This is a genomic window from Promicromonospora xylanilytica, assembly GCF_054782895.1.
In genome coordinates this window covers 141,631-166,755 of sequence record NZ_BAAGRP010000074.1, presented here as the reverse complement: position 1 = coordinate 166,755, position 25,125 = coordinate 141,631, and the positions used below count along the sequence as shown (strand labels likewise).

The 25,125-nt window shown below is 71.0% G+C and carries 24 protein-coding genes; 10 read left to right on the top strand and 14 right to left on the bottom strand.

Features of this window, described 5'->3' with window-relative positions; all coding sequences use genetic code 11:
• Nucleotides 1-166: 166 nt before the first annotated feature.
• The 4 genes from ACYVK7_RS23655 to ACYVK7_RS23640 all read right to left on the bottom strand — a co-directional run bounded on the left by ACYVK7_RS23655 (nt 167) and on the right by ACYVK7_RS23640 (nt 4,785).
• The gene (locus ACYVK7_RS23655; RefSeq protein ID WP_460890174.1) at nt 167-1,096 is read right to left on the bottom strand and encodes a proteasome assembly chaperone family protein; all 930 of its coding nucleotides are present in this window, start codon (nt 1,094-1,096) and stop codon (nt 167-169) included.
• Nucleotides 1,097-1,242: 146 nt separating this feature from the next.
• On the bottom strand, nt 1,243-1,662 hold the full coding sequence (locus tag ACYVK7_RS23650) for a response regulator (protein WP_460890280.1): 420 nt from the start codon (nt 1,660-1,662) through the stop codon (nt 1,243-1,245).
• A gap of 94 nt (nt 1,663-1,756) precedes the next feature.
• Nucleotides 1,757-3,406 (bottom strand): sensor histidine kinase, encoded by a 1,650-nt coding sequence (locus ACYVK7_RS23645; protein ID WP_460890173.1) that lies wholly within the window; start codon nt 3,404-3,406, stop codon nt 1,757-1,759.
• Complete coding sequence (locus tag ACYVK7_RS23640) at nt 3,403-4,785, bottom strand: PP2C family protein-serine/threonine phosphatase (RefSeq protein WP_460890172.1); 1,383 nt, start codon at nt 4,783-4,785, stop codon at nt 3,403-3,405. Before ACYVK7_RS23640 ends, ACYVK7_RS23645 begins: the two co-directional genes overlap by 4 nt.
• Before the next feature lie 121 nt (nt 4,786-4,906).
• Between ACYVK7_RS23640 and ACYVK7_RS23635 the strand changes: the two genes are divergently transcribed.
• Both ACYVK7_RS23635 and serA read left to right on the top strand, forming a co-directional pair.
• Entirely contained in the window at nt 4,907-7,177 is a 2,271-nt protein-coding gene (locus tag ACYVK7_RS23635) for a HelD family protein (RefSeq protein WP_460890171.1), read from the top strand.
• 143 nt (nt 7,178-7,320) lie between these two features.
• Nucleotides 7,321-8,559, top strand: coding sequence for a phosphoglycerate dehydrogenase (gene serA, locus ACYVK7_RS23630; protein WP_460890170.1), 1,239 nt, complete (start codon nt 7,321-7,323; stop codon nt 8,557-8,559).
• A gap of 70 nt (nt 8,560-8,629) precedes the next feature.
• On the opposite strand, the gene ACYVK7_RS23625 is transcribed toward serA, so the two are convergent.
• Nucleotides 8,630-9,829, bottom strand: coding sequence for a sulfotransferase family protein (locus ACYVK7_RS23625; protein ID WP_460890169.1), 1,200 nt, complete (start codon nt 9,827-9,829; stop codon nt 8,630-8,632).
• 168 nt (nt 9,830-9,997) lie between these two features.
• Between ACYVK7_RS23625 and ACYVK7_RS23620 the strand changes: the two genes are divergently transcribed.
• Nucleotides 9,998-11,293: a cytochrome P450 gene (locus ACYVK7_RS23620; protein ID WP_460890168.1), complete on the top strand. Its 1,296-nt coding sequence runs from the start codon at nt 9,998-10,000 to the stop codon at nt 11,291-11,293.
• A 23-nt stretch (nt 11,294-11,316) separates the two neighbouring features.
• Here the strand turns inward: ACYVK7_RS23620 and ACYVK7_RS23615 are convergent, their stop codons facing one another.
• From ACYVK7_RS23615 to ACYVK7_RS23605, 3 genes are all read right to left on the bottom strand, one after another.
• Nucleotides 11,317-11,823, bottom strand: coding sequence for a gluconokinase (locus tag ACYVK7_RS23615; RefSeq protein ID WP_460890167.1), 507 nt, complete (start codon nt 11,821-11,823; stop codon nt 11,317-11,319).
• Nucleotides 11,820-13,241 (bottom strand): GntP family permease, encoded by a 1,422-nt coding sequence (locus tag ACYVK7_RS23610; protein ID WP_460890166.1) that lies wholly within the window; start codon nt 13,239-13,241, stop codon nt 11,820-11,822. Before ACYVK7_RS23610 ends, ACYVK7_RS23615 begins: the two co-directional genes overlap by 4 nt.
• Nucleotides 13,242-13,395: 154 nt before the next feature.
• Nucleotides 13,396-13,824, bottom strand: a complete 429-nt coding sequence (locus ACYVK7_RS23605) for a hypothetical protein (RefSeq protein ID WP_460890165.1) — start codon at nt 13,822-13,824, stop codon at nt 13,396-13,398.
• A 47-nt stretch (nt 13,825-13,871) separates the two neighbouring features.
• Here ACYVK7_RS23605 and ACYVK7_RS23600 point away from each other — a divergent pair, with 47 nt between their 5' ends.
• Nucleotides 13,872-15,212, top strand: coding sequence for an MFS transporter (locus ACYVK7_RS23600; RefSeq protein ID WP_460890164.1), 1,341 nt, complete (start codon nt 13,872-13,874; stop codon nt 15,210-15,212).
• On the opposite strand, the gene ACYVK7_RS23595 is transcribed toward ACYVK7_RS23600, so the two are convergent.
• Entirely contained in the window at nt 15,167-16,177 is a 1,011-nt protein-coding gene (locus ACYVK7_RS23595) for a helix-turn-helix transcriptional regulator (protein WP_460890163.1), read from the bottom strand. The genes ACYVK7_RS23600 and ACYVK7_RS23595 overlap by 46 nt on opposite strands.
• Before the next feature lie 110 nt (nt 16,178-16,287).
• On the opposite strand from ACYVK7_RS23595, the gene ACYVK7_RS23590 reads away from it, so the two are divergent.
• Entirely contained in the window at nt 16,288-16,755 is a 468-nt protein-coding gene (locus ACYVK7_RS23590; RefSeq protein WP_460890162.1) for a VOC family protein, read from the top strand.
• A 54-nt stretch (nt 16,756-16,809) separates the two neighbouring features.
• On the opposite strand, the gene ACYVK7_RS23585 is transcribed toward ACYVK7_RS23590, so the two are convergent.
• Nucleotides 16,810-17,394 (bottom strand): sugar O-acetyltransferase, encoded by a 585-nt coding sequence (locus ACYVK7_RS23585; protein WP_460890161.1) that lies wholly within the window; start codon nt 17,392-17,394, stop codon nt 16,810-16,812.
• A 161-nt stretch (nt 17,395-17,555) separates the two neighbouring features.
• The gene (locus ACYVK7_RS23580) at nt 17,556-18,326 is read right to left on the bottom strand and encodes a GntR family transcriptional regulator (RefSeq protein WP_460890160.1); all 771 of its coding nucleotides are present in this window, start codon (nt 18,324-18,326) and stop codon (nt 17,556-17,558) included.
• A gap of 309 nt (nt 18,327-18,635) precedes the next feature.
• Here ACYVK7_RS23580 and ACYVK7_RS23575 point away from each other — a divergent pair, with 309 nt between their 5' ends.
• Genes ACYVK7_RS23575 through betC form a run of 5 tightly spaced genes read left to right on the top strand, consistent with a single transcriptional unit; the run spans nt 18,636 to nt 23,531 of the window.
• A complete protein-coding gene (locus ACYVK7_RS23575) occupies nt 18,636-19,370 on the top strand; it encodes an ABC transporter permease (protein WP_460890159.1) in 735 nt (244 codons plus the stop codon).
• Complete coding sequence (locus ACYVK7_RS23570; RefSeq protein WP_460890158.1) at nt 19,367-20,167, top strand: ABC transporter ATP-binding protein; 801 nt, start codon at nt 19,367-19,369, stop codon at nt 20,165-20,167. Before ACYVK7_RS23575 ends, ACYVK7_RS23570 begins: the two co-directional genes overlap by 4 nt.
• Entirely contained in the window at nt 20,164-21,183 is a 1,020-nt protein-coding gene (locus tag ACYVK7_RS23565) for an ABC transporter substrate-binding protein (protein WP_460890157.1), read from the top strand. Before ACYVK7_RS23570 ends, ACYVK7_RS23565 begins: the two co-directional genes overlap by 4 nt.
• Nucleotides 21,176-22,027, top strand: a complete 852-nt coding sequence (locus ACYVK7_RS23560; RefSeq protein WP_460890156.1) for a sugar phosphate isomerase/epimerase family protein — start codon at nt 21,176-21,178, stop codon at nt 22,025-22,027. The genes ACYVK7_RS23565 and ACYVK7_RS23560 overlap by 8 nt, the downstream gene beginning before the upstream one ends.
• Entirely contained in the window at nt 22,020-23,531 is a 1,512-nt protein-coding gene (gene betC, locus ACYVK7_RS23555; protein ID WP_460890155.1) for a choline-sulfatase, read from the top strand. Before ACYVK7_RS23560 ends, betC begins: the two co-directional genes overlap by 8 nt.
• 142 nt (nt 23,532-23,673) lie before the next feature.
• On the opposite strand, the gene ACYVK7_RS23550 is transcribed toward betC, so the two are convergent.
• The 3 genes from ACYVK7_RS23550 to ACYVK7_RS23540 form a co-directional block, all read right to left on the bottom strand.
• On the bottom strand, nt 23,674-23,910 hold the full coding sequence (locus tag ACYVK7_RS23550; RefSeq protein ID WP_460890154.1) for a DUF5302 domain-containing protein: 237 nt from the start codon (nt 23,908-23,910) through the stop codon (nt 23,674-23,676).
• 145 nt (nt 23,911-24,055) lie between these two features.
• Nucleotides 24,056-24,526 carry a transcriptional regulator NrdR gene (gene nrdR / locus ACYVK7_RS23545; protein WP_357463254.1) on the bottom strand — a complete coding sequence of 157 codons (471 nt, stop codon included), beginning with the start codon at nt 24,524-24,526 and terminating at the stop codon, nt 24,056-24,058.
• Nucleotides 24,527-24,646: 120 nt separating this feature from the next.
• Entirely contained in the window at nt 24,647-25,093 is a 447-nt protein-coding gene (locus ACYVK7_RS23540; RefSeq protein ID WP_460890153.1) for a LysM peptidoglycan-binding domain-containing protein, read from the bottom strand.
• Nucleotides 25,094-25,125: the final 32 nt, after the last annotated feature.

The window sequence follows — 25,125 nt, the reverse complement described above, 5'->3', positions numbered from 1 at the left end:
CGCCAGTGTGGCATGGACCACTCAGATGTGCCACGGAACACGCACATTTCTGCCGCAGATATGACACATCGGTCCTTAGATGCCCGGTTCGAGCCGGTGCCGGTGTACGTCCCAGCCTCCGGCTTCGCCCGGAACTGTGCGGCTCAGCGCTGGTACCGCCGGCCGTTCAGTCCCCGTTCTGCTGAGCGAGGAACCGCTCGAACTCGGCGCCGAGCTCCTCGGCACTGGGGATCGGCGTGGTCTCGGCGAGCAGGCTAGGGCGCCCGATCGAGCGGGCGAACGCGTCGTACTGCTCCTCCAGCGCCTGCACCACGGCCGCGACCTCCGCCGACTCCGCGACCTGCTTCTCGACCTCGATCTTGGCGTCGGTGGCCGCCTCCTCGAGCGCGGGGATCGCCAGGTCGAGGCCCGTCGCACGCTCCGTGTGGTGCAGCGCCACCACGGTGGCCGGGGGGTACCGCGACTGCGAGAGGTAGTGCGGCACGTGCACGGTGAAGCCCATCGCGTCGTGCCCCGCCTCGCCCAGCCGGTACTCGAGCAGGGCCGCCAGCGAGCCGGGCACCTTCACGCTGCCGAACCAGGACGTGTAGTCGTCGACCAGCGCGGGCCGCGTCGCGTGCGCCGTGAGGGACAGCGGGCGGGTGTGCGGCAGGCCCATCGGGATGCCCTGGACGCCGACCACGAGGCTCACGTTGAACCGCTCGACCACCTGGATCACCGCGGCCACCACGCGTTCCCACTGCAGGTCGGGCTCCGCGCCGTGCAGCAGCAGGAACCCGGTGCCCTCGGCGTCGGTCACGTGGTCGATCGCGAGGTAGGGGGCCTGGTAGTCGGCCCACCGGTCGGAGTCGAAGGTCATGGTCGCCCGCTTGGAGCGGTAGTCGAGCAGCTGGTCGACGTCGAACGTCACGAGCCGCTCGACGCGGAACTCGTCGACGAGGTGCTCGACGGCGAGGTCGCCCGCGCTGCCCGCGTCCACGAACCCGCGGACGGCGTGCAGCAGAACAGGTCCGTCGGTGCTTCCGGGCACGCTGCGACCCAGCGTGCGCTCGACCGCTGTCTCGTCGACGTCGTAGATGCCCTGGGGGTCAAGCACGTTCGCTCCCTCGCTCGTCGGAGTGCTTCTCTGACCACCCGGTGGTATCGGGGGTCTGCTCAGGTCCAACAGCACGACGGCCGGGTGTCTTCCCGTTACGCCCTCAGCGTCGCCGCCAGGTCACCGCACGGGGTCGGCCCGCCCGCTCACCGACCGGGCAGGCGCACCACGGAGACGAAGAAGTCGTCGATCTGCCGCACGACGTCGATGAAGCGGTCGAAGTCCACGGGCTTGGTCACGTAGGCGTTCGCGTGCAGCGAGTACGAGCCGACGACGTCCTCCTGCGCGTCCGACGTGGTCAGCACCACGACGGGGATGTGCCGCAGCATGGGGTCGCCCTTGGCCACCGCGAGCACCTCCATGCCGTCCATCTTCGGCAGGTTGAGGTCGAGCAGCACCAGGTCCGGTGTAGGGACCTTCGCGTACCGGCCCTGCTTGCGCAGGAACTCGAGCGCGCTGACGCCGTCTCCGACGACCGACACGTTGTTGGGAACGCGGTGATCCTCGAACGCCTCCCGTGTCATCAGGACATCGCCCGGGTCGTCCTCCACGAGGAGGATCTCCATCACCTTGTGACCGCTCACGCCCGTACCTGTCCCCTGGAGTCGGCAGCGACGGGACCCTTCGTCGCGACCCGCCGTCGGCCCTGGTCAGGCCGCCTCATCCGAGCGTAGTCGACTGCGCGCGTTCGGTCGAAAGGCGCCCGCCCGACGGCTGGCCCTGCCGGCGGGCGAGAGTGAACCGCACGATGGTGCCGCCGCCGGCCGCCGGCTCGATCCAGATGCGCCCCTTGTGGTACTCCACGATGCGTTTCACCAGCGAGAGGCCGATGCCGGTACCCGCGTACTCGTCGCGCGGGTGCAGCCGCTGGAAGATGACGAACACCCGCTCCGCGTACTGGGCGTCGATGCCGATGCCGTTGTCCACCACCGAGATCTCCCAGTGCGCGCGCATGCTGCGCACCTCGATCCGGATCACGGGCGCCCGCTCGGGGTCGCGGAACTTCAGCGAGTTGCCCACCAGGTTCACGAACAGCTGCTGCAGCAGGGCCCGCTCGCCGTGCACCACCGGCATCGGGTCGTGGACGATGTCGGCGCCCGTGGCCTCGGCCCGCTCGGACAGCTCCGACAGCGCGGCCGTGAGCACCCCCTCGAGGTCCACGTCCTCGCGTGCCACGCCCGTACGCCCCACGCGGGAGAAAGCCAGCAGGTCCTGGATGAGCCGCTGCATGCGCTTGGCTCCGTCCACGGCGAACTCGATGTACTGGTCGGCGCGGTCGTCGAGCGAGTCGCCGTACCGTTTCTGCAGGAGCTGGGTGAAGCTCGCGACCTTGCGCAGCGGCTCCTGCAGGTCGTGCGAGGCCACGTAGGCGAACTGCTCCAGGTCCCGGTTCGACCGCTCGAGCTCACGCGTCTTCTCGCTGAGCAGGCCGTGCGCGTTCTCCACCTCCTGGTGGGACAGCCGGATCTCCTCCACCTGGTGCACCAGGTCGCGGCGCATCGTCTCCACGTGCATGGCGAGGAGCGCCACCTCGCCCGCACCCACCGGGGTGATCTCGCGGCGGAGCTCACCGCTGCTCACCACCCGCACCGCGGCCGTCAGCTCGGTCAAGGGGCGGATCACCCACGACTCGAGGGCGAGCCACATCATCGTGCCCATCAGCACGACGACGAAGACGAGCGTGATCACCGCGCCCAGCAGCAGCTGCTCCCAGACGGCCCGGGTCTCCACGATCTCGTCCCGCTGCGCGCTCAGCTCCGCCAGGTACTGCACCACCGCGGTACGCGCGCTCTCGTACAGCTCGTCCCCCTCCGCGGAGGTCGGTGCGGTGCCCAGCAGCTCCATCCGGCACGCCATCTGCCCTGCGGGCGCCGCCTCGACGGCCGCCACCACCGGCTCGGCGTACTGGTCGAACCAGGCGTCCGTGCGACGCACCGCCTCCCGGTGGGCCAGCGCGACCTCGGCATCGGACTCGAGCTCGCGCCGTTCGACGTCGGCAAGGAGCATGATGCGGCCGCTCGACCCGACCGCGCGGGTCCAGGGCTCGAGCGCCGCGTCGTCGCACGTCGCCCGGTAGGCACGCAGCGACGCCTCGGCGTCGCCCAGCGCCAGCGACGCGCGCTCCCCGTCGACCAGTGCCCGGTAGTAGGGCCCGTCGGCCCGTGCGTCGAGGCCGCGCGACTGGACCAGCGCGAGCACCGCCACGGCGAGCGCGATCACGAGCATGGCCGCGACGGCGCCGAGGAGCCGGGCGAGCCGGCTGCGCATGGACACACCGGTGAACCGGTGCTCGTCGGGCACGAGCGTCATGCCCGCGACCACTCCACCGAGTCTGCGAGCGTCGAGGTCCGTTCCGCCGGGCCCGTCGCGCCGGCGCCGGCCCAGCCGACGAAGAGCAGCGCCGCGTCGTCGACCAGCGGGCCGCCGTGCAGCTCACGCACCCGGCGCAGCACGCGGGTCACCACCTCGTCGGTGCCCTGGTCCATCTCGCGCTCCACCACGCTGCGCAGCCCGTGCGCGCCGAGGCGCGGCATGCGCCCGTGCGCGCTCGGCGGCAGGACGGGGGTGCCCTTCGGGTCGGCGCCGACGGCGGCCTCGACGAGCCCGTCCGTGTAGAGGACGGCGGTCCAGACCTCGGGCAGCTCGACGGTGTGCGCCGACCAGCCGCCGTCCACCGGGATGCCCAGCGCGCGTCCCCGGCGCGCCGAGGAGAGCTCCTCGCAGTGGTGGGTGACCAGCACCGCGGCGTCCGTCGAGGTGCGCGGCACCACGAGCAGCGGTGGCAGGTGCCCCGCGAGGTAGACGTCCATGCGGCGCCGGTCCGGTGCGATCACCACCTGGCAGATCGTGACGAACACCTCGGGCCTGCCCCGCTCCGCCAGGAGCACCCGCTCCAGCAGCGGCAGGACGTCGTCGGCCGGGGTGTCCGCCAGCACGAGCGTGCGCCACGCCGTCCGCATGGCCGCGCCCAGCGCCGCCTCGTCCGGTCCGTGCCCCGCCACGTCGCCGATGACGGTGACGAGTGTGCCGTCGGGCCGCTCCACCGTGTCGAAGAAGTCGCCGCCGAGCAGGCCGTTGCCGCCGGGCAGATAGCCCACCATGACGGAGACCTTCTCGTCCGTCACCAGCTCTTTGGGCAGCAGCGCACGCTCCAGCCGCGTGGTCTCCGCCGCCCGCACCTCGCTGCGGAACAGCGCGATCTGCTGGGCGGCGGACCGGCGGCGCAGGGTCGCGTACCGGAGACAGCGGGCGAGCCCGTCGCCGTCCACGTCGCCCTTGACCAGGTAGTCGTCGGCGCCGTTGGCGACCGCCGAGGCGCCGAGGTCGTTGGCCGTGTTCCCGGTCAGGACGACCACGGCGGGCTGGACGGGCAGCACGTCGATGCCCTCGATGATGCGGCGCAGGGCGCCGAGGCCCTCGGCGTCGGGCAGGCCGAGGTCGAGCAGGAGGCAGTCCACCGCCACCATCGACAGGACCCCCAGGGCCTCGTCGACCGACCGCGCCCTGTGCAGGTCGGCTCGCAGGTCGGCCTCGACGTCGGCGTCGGCGAGCAGCTCGCTGACGAGGAACGCGTCGGCGTCGTCGTCCTCGACCAGGAGGACGGAGATGGGTCCGTCGATCCATGACGGACGCGCTTCAGGTCCAGGCCCTCTTCCGGGCCCCGCAGTTCCTGCCCCGCCCAGTGCCATGGCGGCGATCCTATCCAGCGAGATGACGCTGTGTCAGCGGACAGGCCGACGGGTGCGCGATAATGGTCGGCCGGTTGATTGCGACCGAGGCTTTTTCGCTGGTGAACCACGGAGGTATGGCGTGACGGGAATCGCGGGCGAGCTCGCCCACGAGCAGGCAGTCGTCGACACGATGTACGTCCGGTTGGACACCCTGCGCGGCACCACCGCGGACCGCCTGCGGGACGTCCGCCTGGCGGGTGCCCAGGGCACGCACCAGAACCGCAGCGAGCGCGACGCGTTCGCGACGCTCTACGAGGACCGCGCCGCTCAGCTCGACGCCGTCGAGGACCGGCTGGTCTTCGGCCGCCTCGATCTCTCGGACGAGTCCGCCGACGGCGTCGTGACCCGCTACGTGGGCCGCATCGGCCTGACCGACGCCGAGCACCGTTCCATGCTGACCGACTGGCGCGCACCTGCCGCCGAGGCGTTCTACCGGGCCACGGCGCTGCACCCGGGCGACGTGCGACGGCGCCGGCACCTCGTGACCAAGGGCCGCTCGGTGACCGGCCTCGAGGACGAGGTGCTGGACCTCGACAGCGAGATCGACCCCGACGCGCTGTCCGGCGAGGGCGCGCTGCTCGCGGCGATGGCTCAGGGCCGCACCGGCCGGATGTCCGACATCGTCGCGACCATCCAGGCCGAGCAGGACCGCATCATCCGCTCCGACCTGTCCGGCGCGCTCGTGGTCCAGGGCGGTCCCGGTACCGGCAAGACCGCGGTGGCCCTGCACCGTGCCGCCTACCTGCTGTACGCGCACCGCCGCCTGCTGGAGCGTTCCGGCGTGCTCGTCGTCGGCCCGTCCAGCTCGTTCCTCCGCTACATCGACCAGGTGCTCCCCTCGCTGGGCGAGACGGGCGTCGTGTCCACGACGGTCGGCGACCTCATCCCCGGCATCCGCGCGACCGCCGTCGACGAGGGGCAGGTCGCCCGGCTCAAGGGCCTGCTCCTGTGGCGCAAGATCATCCGCCGTGCCGTGCGCGCGCGGGAGCGCGTGCCGGAGCGGGAGGTGCCGGTCCGGGTCGAGGGCCACGACTTCGTGATCCGGCCCCGGGACGTCCGCGACGCGATCGCGCGCGCCCGCCGCACGCACAAGCCGCACAACCTGGCGCGCGCCTCGTTCGTGCGCGACATGCTCGACCGCCTCACGGACCAGTACCGCGACTTCACCGACGCGCCGCTGTCCGGCGAGGACCGCGCGTCGGTGTTCGAGGATCTCCGCTCGGACCGCGACGTCCGGGTTGCGCTGAACATCGCGTGGCTGCCGATCACGCCCGAGAAGCTCGTCACCGACCTCTTCGCCAAGCCGCACCGGCTGGCAGAGGCCGCCCCGGAGCTCTCGGCACGGGAGCGGCGCCTGCTGCACCGGGAGCCCGGCGCCCCGTGGACGGAGTCGGACGTGCCGATCCTCGACGAGGCGTACGAGCTGCTCGGCGAGGACGACTCCGTGGCTCTGGCCGAGGCGCGCCAGCGCGAGGCCGAGCAGGCGCGGGAGGTCGAGTACGCCCGCAGCGTGCTGTCCGCGAGCGGCGCGGGTGACGGCCTGGTCGACGCCGAGACGCTGGCCTCCCGCTTCGCGGCGAGCGGCCCGTCCCTGACGACCGCCGAGCGCGCCGCGAGCGACCGCGCCTGGACCTACGGCCACGTGGTGGTCGACGAGGCGCAGGAGCTGTCCCCCATGGCCTGGCGGTCGCTGGTGCGGCGGGTGCCGACCCGGTCGATGACCATCGTGGGCGACGTCGCCCAAACGTCGTCGGCGGCGGGGGCGCGCAGCTGGGACCGCATGCTGACCCCCCTGCTGCGCGACGGGTGGCGCCTGGCCGAGCTCACGGTCTCGTACCGCACGCCGTCCACCGTCGCCGACACCGCCCAGCGGGTCGCGCGGGCCGCGCGGCTGCCCGTGTCGGACCTGCGCGCGGCGCGCGACGTCGAGGGCTCCCTCACCACTGTGCGCACCGCCCCCGGCCCGGACGTCCTACCCGACACGGACACCGTGGTCACCGAGGCGCTCGGCCTCGTCAAGGAGCTCGTGGGGCCCGACGCCGGCCGGGTGGCCGTCGTGGCGCCGGGGGCGGGCGTCGAGCGGCTGGCCGAGGCTGTCGCCGCGGCGCTGCCCGAGGTGGTCGGCGCGGCGGAGGCCGCCCGGCTCACGGCGCAGCGCCCGGAGGACGCCCAGGTGACCGTGCTCGAGCCGCGCCAGACCAAGGGCCTGGAGTTCGACGCCGTCGTGCTGGTCGAGCCCGCCGCGATCGCCGAGGGCGGTGGCGGGACGAGCGACCTCTACGTCGCGATGACCCGCCCGACCCAGCGCCTCGTCGTCGTGCACACCAGAGATCTCCCGGAAGGTTTTTGATTGTCGTGGGTGCTTGTCGTGGGCACCGATCGTTGCGGCCAGGTGTCCGTTTTGGGCGCAACGATCCCGCTCACCACCATCTGGGCGTCCCAGTAGGCGGAACGTGACTGTTGGTTCCCGCTGCACTGGCGCACCATGGGCTCGTGCAGCGAGCCCTTCTCCTCGAGAACGTCCACCCCACCTCCGTCCCGATCCTGGAATCTGCCGGGTACGAGGTCGACTACCGCAAGGGTGCCCTTGACGAGGACGAGCTGATCGCCGCCCTCGACGGCGTCCAGCTCCTGGGCATCCGGTCCAAGTCCGAGGTGACGGCGCGCGTGCTGTCCGAGGCGACGAGCCTCGTCGGCGTGGGTGCCTTCAGCATCGGCACGAACCAGATCAACCTGACCGCCGCGGCCAACCGGGGCGTCGCCGTGTTCAACGCGCCGTTCTCGAACACGCGGTCCGTGGTGGAGCTGGCGATCGCCGAGATCATCTCCCTCACGCGCCGGATGACGGAGCGCGACCGCTCGCTGCACTCGGGCGTGTGGGACAAGTCGGCCGACGGCTCGCACGAGGTGCGGGGCCGCACGCTCGGCATCGTCGGCTACGGCAACATCGGCTCGCAGCTCTCCGTGCTCGCCGAGAACCTCGGCCTGTCCGTCATCTTCTACGACACCGCCGAGAAGCTGGCGCTCGGCAACGCGCGCCGTGCCGAGACGCTCGACGAGCTGCTCGAGACGGCCGACATCGTGACGCTGCACGTCGACGGCCGCTCCGGGAACGCCGGCCTGTTCGGGGCCAAGCAGTTCGCCCGCATGAAGCAGGGCGCGATCTTCCTCAACCTGTGCCGCGGGTTCGTGGTCGACGTCGACTCGCTGGCCGAGCACATCACGTCCGGGCACCTCTCCGGTGCCGCCGTCGACGTCTTCCCCGAGGAGCCCAAGAAGCGCGGCGAGGCCTTCGAGTCGGTGCTGCGCGGCCTGCCCAACGTGATCCTCACCCCCCACGTGGGCGGCTCCACCGAGGAGGCGCAGGAGTCGATCGGCAAGTTCGTGGCCAAGAAGCTGCGCGACTACGTGACGGCGGGGTCGACCACGCTGAGCGTCAACCTGCCCAACCTCCAGCTCGAGCCGACCGGCGTGGGCCGCATCGCCCTGCTGCACCGCAACGTGCCGGGTGTGCTGGCCACCGTGAACCAGATCTTCGCCGACCACGGCGCCAACATCGAGGGCCAGATGCTCGCCACGCGTGGCGACATCGGCTACGTGGTCACGGACATCTCGGACGTGACGGAGCGGGGCGCCTCCAAGAAGCTCCAGGCCCTGGACAGCACGATCCGCCTCCGCATCCGCGACGCCTTCGACCGCCCGGAGTTCCCCCCGGGCCCGGCCGCCCGCTGACCCGCTGAGTGCTGGATATCTGCCCCGCTGACCGCGTCGGCGGGGCAGATCTCCAGCACTCAACGCTGGGTCAGGACAGGGTCGTGTCCGGGATCTTGTAGGACTCGAAGGCCTTTGCCACCTGGGCCTCGGTCAGGCCGTAACGCTCCAGCGTGTAGGCGTGGGGGCGGTGGCCGGTCCGGTCGAGCGACGCGGCGAGGTTGGCGTCGTCGACCTCACCCCACGCCAGGCCGAGCTGGTCGAACACCCCGCGCATGACGGTCGCGGGGTCCGCGAGCAGGTCGTCGTAGACGACGTCGATCACCGCGTCCGCCGGGAGCTCCTCGCGCAGCCGGACGGCGCGCTCGACGCCTCCCGCGGAGATGTCCAGCCACTCCCTGCCGATCCGCTCGAGGTCGATGCGGCCCGGCTTGGTGTACAGCACGTGCGTCGCCTCGGCCATGGAGCTGCCGGAGGCGACGGCGGCCGCCGGTGCGCGGTGCGTCCAGACGAACCGCGCGTCCGGGAAAGCACGCAGGATCTCCGGCATGCGCCACAGGTTCATCGGGTGCTTGATCACCCAGCGCTCCGGCGCCTCGCCGGCCGCCATGACCTGCAGCGCGTCGCGCAGGAAGAGGTAGTCGTCCGTGAGGTCCGCCTTCGCCACGTGATCGAGGTAGCGCGGCAGGGGCCCCCACGTCGCGTACATCTCGGTGTGGGCGCGCAGCATGAAGTCCTCCTCCTCGCTGTCTGCGATCAGCGGGTGGAGGTGCGCCCACGCGGGGCTGAGCCTGGCCACGGTCGCGAACCGCTGACGGGCCTGCGCGATCAGCCGCTCGCGCTCGGCCTGGGGCCGCGGGAGGCCGAAGTAGGCCATCTCCCAGAGCTTGGGGCCGCGGTGCCCGGGGTGGCGTGCGATCAGGTTGTAGGTCAGCGTGGTCCCGGTACGCGGCAGGCCGACGACGAACACCGGCGCGGTCACGGGCTCGTCCCGGACCTCAGGCCGGCTCGCCTGGGCCGCACGGACGACGACGCGGTTGCGGAGCCGGTCCCGGACCTGGTCCTGGGTGCTCGACCAGCCCATGGCGCTCAGCTCCGGGTAGGCGGCGAGGTCGCTCAGCAGCAGCCGGAGACCGTCCACCGCCGCGAGGTCGTCGGCGCCGAGCGCGACCCGCCCGCGCTGCTCCTCCAGGAGCAGCCGGTCGAACACGGCGTCGGGATCCTTGCGGGTGCGCATCCCGGGGGCGAGCAGCACGTTGAGCAGTCGGAGCAGCGGTGTGGCCTGGGGCATGGCGCACATCCTGCCCAGCGCGCCGCTCGGCGACAAGCGACTGGACGCAGCGGACCCGGATCGTGACCCAACTGGTGGCGCCACCTGAGCGTTCGTCCGTTAGCATCCCGAGCGAGGGCTTGTACCCGGCGTCACATGACCCGGCCGGGCACCGACGAGAGGGGAACCGTGACCGCACGACCGCCGTCGGGCCCGCTGGTGCGGCTACGCGACACCACCGACCGCACGCTCCTGGTGGAGACCACGACGGCCGCCGACGCGAACGAGGTGTACGAGCGGCTGCGGCTCCAGTGGGGGCCGGTCGCCCCGGTCGACCTGGAGGCGGGTGTGCCGGCCTGGCTGGTGCTCGGCCACCACGAGGCGGTCGGCGTGCTGCGGGACGACCGCACGTTCATCAAGGACCCGTCGATCTGGCACGGGCACGAGGAGAACCTGCTCGGCCCGCAGTCGGGGCTCCACCTCGTGCTCCCCCGTGCCCCGAAGCCCACGCTCGCCGACGCCGACGGCGTCAAGCACACGCGCATGCGGCCGCCCGTCGACGACGCGCTGTCACAGATCGACGAAGCCCGTGCGGCCGCGATCACCCGCAGGCTGTGCGGCATGCTCATCGACCGGTTCGAGGACCGGGGCCGCGCGGACCTGGTCGCCGAGTACGCCGCGGTGGTCCCGTTCCTCGTGCTGTCCGAGCTGGACGGGCTCGACCCGGGCCAGGCGCAGCGGCTGCAGGAGATCACCCGGGCCATCTTCGAGTCCGGCGCCGCGGCACGCGAGCGGACCGTCGAGCTCCTGGAGATCGTCACCGGGCACATCGCCCACAGCAGGAGGAACGGCACGAGGGACATCGCAGGGGTCCTGGCCGTGCACGACAACTTCGAGAGCGACCTGGAGCGGGCCCAGACCCTCACGGCCATCACCCTGGCGGCCAACGAGTCGCTGCTGGCCTGGGTGGCGCAGACCCTCGCGCTGGTGCTGAGCGACCCGCGGTTCTCGAACCGGGTCTCCGGCGGCCGGCTGCACATCGACGACGCGCTCGACGAGGTGCTCTGGCGCTCGACGACCAACCCCAACCTCATGCCGCGGTTCGCCACCCGCGAGGTGGTGATCGGCGACAAGGTCATCGGGCGCGGGGACGCGGTGGTCGTCGGGGTGCACGCGGCCAACCACGACCCGCTGGTCCAGTCCGGCGACCCGTGGGAGACCGTGGGCAACCGGGCCTACCTGTCGTTCGGCGCCGGTCCCCACCGGTGCCCCGCGCCGCGGCTCGGGCGCGTCATCGCCCGGATCGCGGTCGCGGAGCTGCTGCAGCGCCTGCAGCTCACGCTGGTCGGCGACCCCGACAACGTCGAGTGGGCGACCAGCCCGTGGATGCGCTTCCCGGCCCGGCTGCCGGTCACCTTCCCCTCGCCCCTCGACCAGCCCTCGCCCGGAGCCTGGCCGCCCGAGCCGACCGACCTCTCGCGGTAGCCGCCGGGCTCGGGCTCAGGGCCTCAGGCCGCCCGGACCGCGGCGAGCGCGTCCGCGACCACGGCGTCGACGGTCTGGGTGTCGTCGATGACCGCGCCCGCCTCGTCCGGCTCCAGCGGTTCCAGCGTGTCGAGCTGGGACTGCAGGAGCGACGGCGGCATGAAGTGGGTGCGGCGCTTCATCCGGTCGAGCAGCACGTCGAACGTCGAGTCGAGATGCACGAAGAACAGGCCGCCGTGGCCCTCGCGCAGCCAGTCGCGGTACGGCCGGCGCAACGCCGAGCAGGCGGTCACGGAGCGCTCCCCCGCGGCGTCGAGCCGGGCGATCTCGGCGGCCAGCGCCCGCAGCCACGGGCGCCGGTCGTCGTCGTCGAGCGGGATCCCCGCCGACATCTTCTCGATGTTCGCCGGCGGGTGGAACGTGTCGCCCTCGACGAACACGGCGCCGAGCTCCTCCGCGAGCGCGCGGCCGACGGTCGTCTTGCCCGTCGCGGTCACACCCATGACCACGAGGTGGCGGGGCGTGCTCATCCGGTCACGAGCCAGAGCAGCGCGGCGATCAGGAAGATGGCCACACCGAGCGTGGTCTCGAGCACGGTCCAGGTCTTGAGCGTCGTCTTGACGTCCATGCCGAAGAACCGGCTCACGAGCCAGAACCCGGAGTCGTTGACGTGGGACAGGACGGTCGCACCGGCGGCGACCGCGAACACCAGCAGCGTGATCTTCACGTCGCTGAGGCCCTCCGCGGCCACCTGCGCCGAGATCAGCCCCGCCGTCGTCGTGAGGGCGACCGTGGCCGAGCCCTGCGCGACGCGCAGCACGGTGGCGATGAAGAACGCCTGCAGGAGGATCGGCATGCCCAGGCCGGACAGCGCGTCGGTGAGGGCGGAGCCGATGCCGCTGGCGCGCAGGACGCCGCCGAACATGCCGCCCGCGCCGGTGATCAGGATGATGGAGCAGATCGGGCCCAGCGAGTCGTCGAGGATGCTGGTCGCCTGGGACATCGAGAAGCGGCCACGCGACAGCGCGGCGAGCGCGACCAGCACGGTGATGAGCAGCGCGACGGGCGTCTGGCCGATCAGAATTAGCACGTTCGCCCATTCGGCGCCCTCGGCGACGACCTCCGCCGTGACCAGTGTGTCCACCACGGTGTTGAGCGAGATCAGCACCAGGGGCAGCAGCAGGATGAGCAGGACGGTGCCGAATCGCGGCGGTGCTTGGGTGGCCGTGGCCGTGCCGCCTCCGGCACCCGCCTCCGCGTCGTCGCGGCCGCCGTTCATGCGACCGAACACGGCGTCGGGGATGTCCACGCGGTACCGCGCGCTCAGGTAGCGGGCCACGTAGTGGACGCCGAGGAACCAGGCGGCGACCGCGACGGGTGCGCCGACCAGGAGCGTGAGGCCGATGTTCCCTCCCATCAGCTCCGCGGCGGCGACCGGCCCGGGGTGCGGTGGCACCACGGCGTGCATCACGGCGAACGCCCCGGCGGTGGGCAGCCCGTAGCGCAGGATGCCGCCACCGAACCGGCGCGCGACGGTGAAGATGATCGGCAGGAAGACCACGAGGCCGGCGTCGAAGAAGATCGGGAACCCGAAGATGAGCGCGGCGACACCGAGCGCGAGGGGCGCGTGCTTCTCCCCGAACCGCGCGATGAGCGTGTCGGCGAGGACCTGCGCGCCGCCGGTGATCTCCAGCAGCCTGCCGACCATGACGCCGAAGCCGACCAGCAACGCCACGGAGCCCAGCGTCCCGCTGAACCCCGTCAGCAAGGCGTCCGGGATGTCCGCCACCGGGATCCCCGCCGCGACCGCGGTGAGGAGGCTGACCAGCACGAGCGCGACGAACGCGTGCAGCTTCAGCCGGATGATCAGGAACAGGAGCACAGCGACGGCCGCCGCTGCGATCAGAAGCAGGGTGCCAGCCCCGTAGACCGGCTCGATCTCGGTCATCACCGCCTCCTCGCGGTCAGTCCTTTGTCCCGCATGATCGAGCCGACAGTAGCAGGGCAGATCAGGCGGGCACGGCATCGCCGCGGAGTGTTGTGCGAGGTCGCCGGGGCGTGTCGGTTCCAGCGCGCAGCGACCGCACCGGCCGGCGACGGGGTCAGCCGGCTGCGGCCATGGCCTCCGCTCGTCCCTCCGCGCGCGCCTTCGCGATCAGGCGGTCGAGACGGGTCCTGCGCGCACGGGACGCCCGGCGCAGCGCCCACCCGGCGAGCACGAGAACCAGCAGCACCAGGAGGTGCGGCAGCGGCAGCGCCCAGGCGGTTCCGGCGAGCGTCACGTCGCTCGGCGCGGGAGCCTCCTGGCCGCCCTGCGCCACCGATGCGCCGACGACGGCCTCGACGTCGTAGGGCCCGATCGGCCAGATTCCTGGCACCGTGACCGACACCTCCCGGCGCCCTCCGGGCAGCACCTCGACCGGTTCGCCGGCGGGTGCCGAGGCGGCGGCGCCCCCGAGCGCGGCCGACGCGCGGACCGGGGACGTGGCACGCAGTGCGACCGTCCCGTCGTTGACGACGGAGTACCGCACCGTGAGCCGGGTTTGCCACCAAGATGTCAGACGTCTAACGTCTAGTAGTGCCCGCTCAGTCCACCCCTGCCCACGTCTCATCGGCGAATGGTCCCTCGGTCGAGTCGTTCGAGGCGTCCCGGCGGGCCGGGGCACCGGGAGGTGGCCCCGCCTGGCGCAGGCGGCTGATGGTCCTGGTGACGCTCAGTGCCGTCGTCCTGCTGGGGTTGAACATGCGGGTCGGTGTGGTCAGTGCCTCGGCACTGTTCCATGACCTGCAGCAGCTGCTGGGCTATGGACCTCTGGTGGCCGCCACGCTGCCCGCCATCCCCGTGGTGTGCTTCGCCGTCGCCGGTGCTGCCACGACGTGGCTGACCCGGCTCGTCGGGCTGGAGCGGGCGATCGGCATAGCTCTGGTACTGCTCACCGCCGGCCTGGCGGTGAGGATCGTCGACTCGGTCGGCATGCTGCTGCTGGGCACGGTGGTCAGCATGTCGGGACTCGCGATCTGCAACGTGGCGATGCCCTCGTTCGTCCGCAAGCACTTCGCGCACCGGATGTCCGCGATGACGGCCGTCTACACCATCACCATGTCCCTCGGGGCGACCCTCGCCGCCGCACTCAGCGTCCCGCTGGCCATGCAGCTGAGCTCGCCGGTTGCCGGGCTGGCCTCGTGGTCGCTACTGGCGCTGGTCGCCCTGGTGGTGTTCGTTCCGCTGGTGGTCGCCAGGCGACCGCGCCCGGTGGCCGCGACCGGCCCGGGGGTGGCGCCCTGGCCGTTGCTGCTGACCCGCAGGGGGCTGCTGATCACCGCCCTGTTCACGGTGCAGGCGCTGCTGGCCTACACCCTCATGAGCTGGTTGCCGTCCATCCTCATCTCGCGGGGGTTGGAGCCGGCCGCTGCCGGGCTGATGCTCGGGGTGGCACAGCTGGTCAGCATCCCGGCCATCGCCCTGGTGCTGCCCATGGCCAGCAGCCCGCATCGGCAACGCCCGGCGTTCATGGTCGCCACCGGGGCCAGTCTGCTGGGGTATGCGGCCCTGCTGTTCCTGCCCAGCTCGCTGGCTCTGGTGCCGGTGCTGCTCCTGGGCGTCGGCTTCACCGTCTTTCCGCTGGTCATGGTGGCGATCAGCCGCAGCGGCGAGAACGCGGCCGACGCTGCGGCGATGTCCACGCTGGCCCAGTCGGTGGGATATCTCGTGGCGGCCGTAGGCCCCTTCGGGTTGGGACTGCTGTCCTCGGCCACCGGCACCTGGACCGCGCCGATGTGGCTGATACTGGCGGCGGCGGTGCTGCAGCTGGTGCTGGCGTACTGGCTCAGCGCCGGCGCCGGCAACCCCGGATCGGGCCGGCGCCACCGTCCTCAGCCCGGCGGAACGACGAGCTCCGCCGCACGTCCGGCGCGGTGAGAGAGCTCGGCGAAGGCCTCGCGCAGCTCGGGCGGACCGACCACCTCGATCTCCGCATCGAACCGGGCGAGCGTGGCGGCCATCGCGGCCCAGGACCATGACCCGGCGAGCAGCCTGGTCCGCTCAGGACCGAGCTCTTCGACGAGCCCGTCGCCGGCGAACGGGGCCACACGGTCGGCGGGCAGGCCGAGGATCACCTCGCCGCGGCACGGCCACCCGTCCGTGCCGCCGGCTCCTTTGAACCGGTCGGACAGGAAGGCGGCGACGTCGCCGCCCGGCACCTCGCGCGGTGTGAAGCGCGGCCCGTTCGGGACGCGGAGCGCCATCCGGTCGGCACGGTAGATCCGCCAGTCGTCACGTTCCGGTGCCCACCCGACGAGATACCAGCGCCCGTGCCGGACCACGAGGTGGTGCGGCTGTACCCGCCGGGGCGGTCGCGGCTCGGCGGCATCCGGTCGTCCCGGGGCGCGGTAGTCGAACCGGACCTCCTCCCCCGCCCGGACGGCGGCGCTCAGCGCGACCAGGACGTCGGTGTCGACCTGGGTGCCGGCCCCGCGCCCGGCGGACTCGGCCGCGCCGACCGCGAGGACGTCCACCCGCTGCCGCAGGCGGGAGGGCAGTACCTGCCGCACCGTGGCCAGCGCTCGTGCGGCAGCGTCCTCGATGCCGGCGCCCGTCACGACCGCCGTGCGCAGCGCCACGGCGAGCGCGACCGCCTGGTCGTCGTCGAACAGCAGGGGCGGCAGCGCGCTGCCCGCCTCCAGCCGGTAACCGCCGTCGGGGCCTCTGGCCGCCTGGACCGGGTATCCGAGCTCACGCAGCCGGTCGACGTCGCGACGCACGGTGCGCTCACTGACGCCGAGCCGGTGGGCGAGCAGCTCACCCGGCCAGTCGCGGCGGGCCTGCAGCAACGACAGCAGGGAGAGCAGGCGCCCGGAGGTCGCCGTCGAGGAGGCGATCGGCATACGCGCACCCTGCCACGAGTACCGGACGTTCCCTGACCGGAACTGGTGACAGATTCGGGTCCACGGCCGGAACCCCGGCACGTCATCCACGCGTAAGGAACCAGATCACCATGGCAGTCAACGCAGTTGCACACCTGAACTTCCGCGGCCAGGCCCGTGCCGCCCTGGAGTTCTACCAGTCGGTGTTCGGTGGGCAGACCACCGTCATGACCTACGGCGACTTCGGCATGCCGGCCGACCTGCCCGGGGCCACCGACGTCGTCTTCGGCCAGGTCGTCGCCGACAACGGCTTCCGGGTCATGGCCTACGACGTCCCCGGCGAGAACGCTCCGGTCGCCCAGGGCGCGCCGACCACCCGTCGCGAGAACGGCACCACCCTCACCGAGGAGCCGTTCTTCCTCTCCGTGCGCGGCGAGAGCGTCGAGGAGGTCGGCGCACTGTGGGAGGCACTGACCGACGGCGCCACCGTCATCGAGCCCTACGCCCCGGCACAGTGGGCCCCCGCCTTCGGGATGCTGACCGACCGGTTCGGCATCACCTGGATCCTCGACGTAGCGGCCGAGTACGCCCCGGCCTGACACGGGTCGGCCACTCCGGGGTGCGGCCTCGGCCGGGCCGCACCCCGTCGCACCTCAGCCGATCTCCCGGACCACCCTGGCGGGGTTGCCGACGGCGACGACGCCCGCGGGGATGTCACGCGTGACCACCGCGCCCGCGCCGATCACGCTGTCGTCACCGATGGTGACGCCGGGGCAGACGATCACGCCGCCGCCGAGCCAGACGTTGTCGCCGATGGTGATCGGCAGGGCTGCCTCCCGCTTGTCGCGGCGCGGCTGCGGCTCGACCGGGTGGGTGGGGGTGAGCAGCTGGACGTGGGGCCCGATCTGACAGTCGGCGCCGATCGTGACGGGGGCGACGTCGAGCGCCGTCAGACCCATGTTGATGAAGGTGCGCGGGCCGACCGAGATCCGGCTGCCGTAGTCGACGTATACCGGCGCCCGCACGAAGGTATCCGGGCCGACGCTGCCGAACAGCTCGGCGAGGACGGCCTGGCTTGCCTGGGGGTCCTGGTCGTAGGCCGCCTGGAAGCGGGCCGCGAGCCGGACCGCGTGCTGCTGGGTCTCGGCGATCGTCGGGTCGTCGGCGATGTACAGGTCACCGGCGAGCATCCGCTCGTGGTTGGTGCGGGGGTCACCGGCGAAGTAGTCGGGCGTCATACGTACGAGCGTACACATCGCCGCGGGGTGCGAGCGCTCGCCTCAGCCGTGCTCGGGGCCGGTTCATGTTCACCCTCCCCCGGGCCTTCGTCGGCGTCTCGTGCGGCGAACCAGAAGGTGGCCGGCGCAAGGACTCCCGTGCAGGCGCCCCGCGACTGCCGTCACCGATCACGAGGAGGGCTCGCCGTCGCTCGCAGGTGGACCTGCCGCGGATCGAAGTAGAGGCGTCCGACCGCAACGGTGTGCAGCACGGAGCCTTCATCAGCACTGCGCAGGGCTGCGTCTACCACGAGTACCGGGCTGCCCGCGACGACGCCGAGGTCACGTGCGAGCGCCTCGTCGGCCGGGACGGCGGAGGTGATGTGCTCGACCTCGTCGATGCTGATGTTCTCGACGTCGGAGAGGAACGTCGAGACGCCGTCGGTGAGCGCCTCGATATGGATGCCGTGACCCCGTAGGACACGTGGGATGACGTGTTCGCTGACGGCAACCGGTGCCCCTTCTCGCACGTAGGTACGGCGGACCCGGTAGACCTCGTCACCCGGGGCAAGTGCGAGCCGCGCGACCAGGTGTGGACCGGGACGCTCCTGCACCACCGCGACAGAGGTGACCGTCACAGGCTGATCGATTCCGGCGAAGAACGCCGGGATCGAAAGGATGATGTCGAGCGGGTACTCCGGCAGCGCAGGGGTACCGACGCGCTCCGGCTCCTTGTTGATGACGGTGCCCAGGCGGCGGCGGCGCGTGACGGCGCCCTGCGCCTCCAGCTGCGCCAGAGCCTCGCGCAACGTGTTCCGGGAGACGCCGAGCACTCCGCTCAGCTCCGTCTCCGGAGGGAGCCGAAGGTTGCCGTCTCGTCGATGCTGCGCGATCAGCTCCACGAGCTGTGCGTGGGCACGCTCCACCGCCGCACGGGTCATTGGTGTGGACACAGGCACCTCAACCTTCCGCGACTCAATGAACAATCTAAAGGTAGAACCATACTGAACTGACCATCGACTGTCCAGCAAGGGCTTGACAGTCATCCGGCACTGAGACGATCGTGGATCACGACCATAGATGCAACGAAAGTTCCATCAATGATCCAACTAATGCGGAGGCCAACGAAGTCCATGCATCAGCAACTAGCTGTCCCACCGTCTGCGTCACCCGGGGGTGACACACCACCGACCCGACAGTCCGAGCGGTCCGCCGAACGGGCTCGGCGGGTTCGCCGAGCGGTCGTCGACACGGCCCTTGGCATGCTCGGATTCGTCATCATCGTCAGTGCCTGGCAGCTCGCCTCGACCTTGGGTCTCATGCAGCCCGGTCTGTTGCCCACACCAGGAGAGGTCGGGCGGGTGCTCCTGGAAGGGCTCTGGTCCGGCAACCTGCTCAACGACCTCCTCATCAGCAGTCGTCGCGTCGTCATCGGGGTCACGATCGGTATGGCGGCCGCGATCCCCATCGGCTTCGCCCTGGGCTGGTTTCCTCGGGCACGGGTGACGTTCAACCCGCTCGTGAACTTCTTCCGCGCCCTACCGCCGATCGCTCTCGTTCCGCTGGTCGTCATCTACTTCGGCATCGGGGAGGTCGCACGTGAGGTGATCCTCGTCTACGCAGCCTTCTTCGCCACGATCATCGTGGTCTACGAGGGGATCGGCGGGATCGAGGAGAAGTACGTCCGCGCCGGTCGCACCCTCGGAGCAGGGCGAATGGAGCTGTTCACCCGCGTGGTGCTCCCCTTGTCCACGCCCCACATCTTCACTGCGGCGCGCATCTCGCTCGGTATCGGCTGGTCCTCGCTCGTCGCTGCGGAACTGGTAGCCGCCCAGGACGGCCTGGGCGCTGCGATCCAGAACGCGAGCAACTACCTCGACGTGCCCACCATGTACGCCGGAATCATCCTCATCGGTGCGGCGGCGCTCGCGATGGACCTCGCTATTCGTGTGACGGCCAGTCGCGTGCTGCGCTGGCAGGACAGGGGAGAACGATGACCACCACCACCGACCTCAACGTTCGGGAGATCAGCGTCGGCTTCGGCCGCGGTGCCAAACGCGTCAGTGTGCTGGAACGGATCAGCCTTGCCGCCGCCGAGGGGGAGTTCGTGGCGATCGTCGGCCCCAGCGGTTCGGGCAAGAGCACGCTGCTCAACGCGGTCGCCGGCTTCGTCACACCGGACGACGGAACCGTCGAGGTGGGTGGGGAGCCGGTCACGGGACCAGGACCGTCCCGCTGCGTGGTCTTCCAGGAGTACGCCGTGTTCCCGTGGCTCTCTGTCGAACGCAACATCGGGTTCGGTACGCGCCTGCGCGCATGGCGCGGCGACCCGGCACGACGGACGGAGACCGTGGACAGGTACCTGGACCTGATGGGGCTGACCGCCTTTCGGGACGCGCTCCCCAAGACCCTCTCGGGTGGTATGCGCCAGCGCGTCGCGATCGCCCGGGCGTACGCCGTGGATCCAGCGATCCTGCTGATGGACGAACCTTTCGCCGCGTTGGACGCCCAGACCCGCGAGCACATGCAGGAAGCACTGCTCGACATCAGCCGACAAGAACGCCGCACGGTCCTCTTTGTCACCCACCAGGTGGAGGAGGCGCTGTATCTGGCCGATCGCGTGGTCGTCATGGGCGCCCGTCCAGCCCGCATCCAAGCGATCATCGACGTCCCGTGGGGCGCCGAACGCGACCACGACCTCAAGCTCACCGAAGAATTCATCGCCCTACGCCGCCAGGTGGAGCACCTGCTCCACGACGTCGAGCGGCCGGCTGCCCGAAAGGACACCCCGTGATCACCACACGCACCACCGCACTCGCGGCCGCTGCGGCGGCCGCCGCGCTCACCCTGGCAGGCTGTGCCGGTTCTCCTCAGACAGCCTCGGAGTCCGAGGACGGTCTGACCACCGTACGGGTCGGCTACATTCCCGGTGCGCACGACATCGCGCAGCTCTTCGTCGCAGACGAGGCGGGGTACTTCGCCGAGCAGGGGATCCAGATCGAGACGACGGCGTTCCAGACCGGCATCTCTCTGTCCCAGGCGCTGACGGGCGGCAGCCTCGACGTCGGCGTCATGGGCGCCGTCGTGGCGAACTTCCCTGCGAAGGGGCAGGGCCACGTCATGGTTCTGAACAATCAGCAGACCGATGTCCACCAGATCTGGGCCGCGCCCGACTCAGGTGTCACGAGCATCGAGGACCTCGAGGGGTCCACGATCGCCACCACCTCCGGCACCGCGTCCGACCTGGTCCTGCAGGTCGCCCTGGATCAAGCCGGCATCTCGAGGGACGAGGTCGAGATGGTGAACCTGGAGATGCCGGCCGTGGCGAACACCTTCGTGACCGGCGGCGTGGACGTCGCGTCCCTGTGGGCACCGTTCGACCAGCAGGTCACCGAGATCATGCCGGATGCGAACCTGATCGCCAGCGCCGCCGACCTGGACGCGCCGATCTCCGGCGGCTGGGTGTCCTCCAACGGGTTCTACGAGGACCGGCCCGAACTGGTGCAGGGCATGGTCCGTGCCTGGCAGCAGGCCAACACCGACATCGTTAACGATCCGGATGCCGCCCTGGACATCTTCTGCCCACGGATCGCCGAGAACATGGACCAGGAGCAGTGCGAATCGCTCTATGCCCGGACCGAGGCCTACACGAACGACGAGTGGGCGAAGCTCTACCAGGACGGCACGGTTCTGCGGTGGATAGGAACGATGCAGTCGACGTTCGAGGACATCGGCGCTCTCGAGGGAGCCGAGCTCCAGCCCGAGGACTACGTCGACACCACGACGTTCCTCGACGTGCTCGATGACTGAGCCGACCCTGGCCGGAGAGGCGGTGCCCGAGCCCATGCTCGGCATCAACAACCAGACGGTTCCGACGGCGACCGCGCTCGAGGTCATCATGGGCGCCGCGCAGTACGGACTGGGGAGCGTCGAGCTCACGTCGGAGGCCCTCGGGGAGGACACGGACAGCCTCACCGCCGCGCTGCGCGCGCACCGCGTGCGACTCCTGGGCGTCTCGCCCTCGGCCGCACTGCACGGGTGGCACGCGCGGTGGGACGACGAGCTCGAGGGCGCCATGCGGGCGGAGATCTACCGCGCCGCAGAAGCGGGTGCCGGCTACTTCGTGATGCCTTTCATGCGGCCTGCCGGCGACTCGGACACCGTGACCGCAGGGCTGCGCCGCGCCCTACCGATCGCAAGGGACGCCGGCCTGCGGCTCGCCGTCGAGCCGATCGGCCATCACGATGTGCTGCGCCGTACGGACCAGCTCGCACCCGTGCTGACGGCGCTGAACGACGGCGTGATCGGGATGCTGCTCGACTCCTTCCACTTCTTCCGTGCCGGCCAGTCCCTCCAGGACCTGCAGCACCTCGACGGCGTGGACGTCCTCGCAGTACAGGTCTCGAACGCCAACCACCGCCCGACGAACCAGCTTCTCGGATACCGGGACCGCACATTTCCGCTGGACGGCCCGTTCGACGTGACCGGGCTGTGCCGGGAAACCGCACGCCGCTGGCCGGAAGCACCCGTGGTCGTCGAGGTGATCGGAGAGCTGGCGGCGGTCACTCCGTTCCCGGACGGCATGCGGACAGCCGCCATGCAACTTCGCGAGATCACCCAGCTCACCGAGCGAGAGGATGCCCGACGTGCCTGACCGTCCGAACGTGCTGGTCATCATGGCCGACCAGATGATCGCAGACCTCACCGGCGTGTACGGCCACCCGGTGGTACAGACGCCCAACCTGGAGCGGCTGGCCCGCCGGGGCGTGCGGTTCGACGCCGCATACTGCCCGGTCCCGGTGTGCTCACCATCGCGCAGCTCGATGCTCTCCGGGCGGTACGCGTCCACGAACTCCGCCTGGGACAACGCCGCGCCGATCAGCTCGGACATCCCGATGCTGCCGCACTACCTCGCCACGGCAGGCTACGACTCCGCCCTGGCCGGAAAGATGCACTTCGTGGGCGCCGACCAGGTGCACGGGTTCGCCAAGCGGCTCACCACCGACATGTTCCCGAGCACGCTGGCCTGGACGCCCGACCGCGACGCCGTCGGCAGGTTCGCACACCCGGGGAACCCGGACGGGCCACCGATCGCGATCGACTACGTCACCTCGGGCCCCGTGCAATGGACCGAGCAGCTGCAGTTCGACGAGGAGGCCCATTACCGAGCGCTGGAGTATCTCCGCTCCCGGCGCACGTCCCGGCGCGGTTCCTTGCAGATGCCGGCCACAGAGCCGGAACAGGACCCGTGGCTGCTGGTGGCTTCGTACCACCACCCCCACGAGCCGTTCCTCGCCCCGCAGAAGTACTGGGACCTGTACGCCGACGCCGAGACGGATCCCGTGCGAGTACCCGCGAGCCCGGAACTCCCCCGGTCACCGATGGACGACTGGGTGGACGCACTGCACGGCGTCGACGGCGTGGACCTCACCGACCCGGAGGAGGTGGCCCGGACGCGCCGGGCCTACTACGCCCTGGTCACCTACATCGACGACAAGGTCGGCGAGCTGCTCGACACGCTGGAGGAGACCGGCCACGCCGACGACACGGTGATCGTGTTCACGAGCGACCATGGCGACATGCTGGGCGAGCGAGGAATGGTCCAGAAGCGAACCTTCTACGAGTGGTCGTCCCGGGTACCACTGATCATCGGCGGTGGCCCTGTCGAGGCACAGGGCGTCACCTCCGCGACTCCGGTGTCCCTCGTGGACCTGACGTCAACCTTGTGCGACCTGGTGGGCGTCGAACCCGTGCGGCAGGACGGGCGCAGCCTCGTCGGCGAGCTGCGCAACGCGGAGATCCCCGCAGCGCCTGTGTTCGTCGAGTATCACTCGGAGGGTGTGTATGCCCCGTGCTGGATGCGCCGCGAAGGGGATCTCAAGTACGTCTACGTGCACGGCCACGGTCACCAGCTGTTCGATCTCTCGACCGACCCCGATGAGAGGCATGACCTCGCCGGCGACCCCCGGTACGCGGACGCGGTCGCCAGGGCACGTGCCGACATCCTCAGTCGCTTCGACCCGGACGACATCGAACGCAGGATCCGGCGGAGCCTCGCCGACCGGCGGCTGGTTCGGAGCGCCATGGCCGCCACAGGGACGGTCTGGGCCTACGACCCGTCACCGGGGATCTTCACCCAGTACTGGCGAGAGACCTAGGAACGCGAATGTCGCTCGTGCGGCTCTCCTGGGAGCCCAGGACTCGGTGAGCATCGCACCGGCTTCCTCCCGGTGCCACATGAGTACGACGAAGGCCGCCGACCTGGTCGTTCACCAGGTCGGCGGCCCCTACCACCGAGGCTCAGCCGCTCTTGCGGCGGAACATCTTCTGCACGGGGCCGGTCGTCTCCGAACCGTGCACCGCACCGGTATTCACGTCGCCCGCGGCGGTCCGGTGCCGGGCCGCGTTCTTGCGGTCCAGCGCCTCCTTGAACTTCGCCTTGGCGTCCGAGCTCGGCGCCGTCGCCACCTTGGGCTCCTCGGCGCCCTGGGTCTCGGCCGCCTCGGCCGCCTCGGTAGTGGGCTTCTCGTCCGTCACACCGATCACCTCCTCTTGTTCCGGGGGTCCCTCGATCGGGTCCGTCGTCCGCTCAGCCTGCACTACGGCACACGTGGGTGCCAACATTTTTCGCGGGCGACCCCGGCCTGGGCACGCCGGCGCCCATACGGCCGCCCGTGCGCCGTCAGGCCTGCGCGGCGGCCCGCTCGGCACGCTCGGCACGGAGCGAGGTGATCGCGCTCTCGAAGTCCTCGAGCGAGTCGAACGACTGGTAGACGCTCGCGAACCGGAGATAGGCCACCTCGTCGAGCTCCCGCAGGGGGCCGAGGATCGCGAGACCCACCTCGTACGCGTCGATCTCGGCGCTGCCGTTGCTGCGAAGGGTCTCCTCGACGCGCTGGGCCAGGATGGCGAGGTCGTCATCGCTCACCGGCCGCCCCTGGCACGCCTTGCGCACGCCCGCGGCGACCTTGTCGCGGCTGAACGGCTCGGTGGCGCCGGAGCGCTTGACCACGGACAGGCTGGCGGTCTCGACGGTGGTGAACCGGCGGTTGCAGTTCGGGCACTGCCGTCGGCGCCGGATCGACAGGCCGTCGTCGGCGGTCCGTGAGTCCACTACGCGCGAGTCGGCGTGGCGACAGAACGGGCAGTGCATGCTCACTCCTGCGTGGGTCGACCACGGACCGGAGGCCTCCGGTCGCGTCCCGACGGTAAGCGGGCAAACCACCCTCATGCAACATCGCCGCAGCATTTGACGACGAATCGAGGCCTCCGGTCACTCCTTGGGAAGGAGCAACAGCTCTCCGACCCGTAGAGCGCCCGACGACATCTGGTTCAGCTCCTGGAGCCGCCCGACGGCGTGCCGCACGTCCTCACCAGGCTCCGCGATCTCTCGGGCGAAGCCCCAGAGGGTCTCCCCCGGCTGCACCGCGTGCACCCGGACCTCCGTCGGTTCGCCAGGGGCGCTCGCCACCGCCGTGGCACCCCAGGTGATCATCGGCGCGAGCAGGAGCATGGCCAGCAGCACGAGCGCCACCCGGCCTCGCCGGGTGAGCCGCAGGCCTGCCACGCCGAGCCGGTCCGCGATCGTTCGCGCCCGGGCCGGCGGATACGCCCGGTGCACTACCGGTCCGGCCGCCGGCGCGAGCGCCCGGCCGTACGTCGGCGCGTACGCCTGCCCATACGTCGGGGTGTACTGCCGCAACGGGATCACGTCCCCCATGGCCCCTCCTCGAAGAGTGACTGAGTTCTTGC